Origin of the sequence: Salegentibacter maritimus (assembly GCF_016236975.1) — a bacterium.
Classification (GTDB): Bacteria; Bacteroidota; Bacteroidia; order Flavobacteriales; family Flavobacteriaceae; genus Salegentibacter; species Salegentibacter maritimus.
This window is the reverse complement of the sequence record NZ_JAEHNY010000047.1, coordinates 1-242: the sequence shown is the minus strand read 5'-3', so window position 1 is coordinate 242 and position 242 is coordinate 1. Positions and strand designations below refer to the sequence as shown.

The following is a 242-nucleotide window of genomic DNA, read 5'->3' as shown; positions in this document are numbered from 1 at the left end:
TTAGATGAAAATCAAAATCCATTAAATAATTCGATTGTAAATGAGGAGTTCAGCGGATTAGGTGCAGGTACTTATTTTGTACAGGCAGACAATGGGGATTGCCAGTCAGTTTCTGAAGCTTTGGTTATCATAGAAAATTTAGGAACTCCGGCGCAGCCGCAAGCAAGTATTGCGCAGCAACCAACTTGTGAAGATACTACCGGGACTATTTCGGTAACTACGGTACAGGGAATTACCTATAC

Annotated in this window: 1 protein-coding gene; it reads left to right on the top strand. The window is 41.3% G+C overall.

Annotated elements, in window-relative coordinates:
- Positions 1–242 (top strand): hypothetical protein (locus tag I6U50_RS16205; RefSeq protein ID WP_198639562.1); only part of this gene is annotated, 242 nt, incomplete at both ends.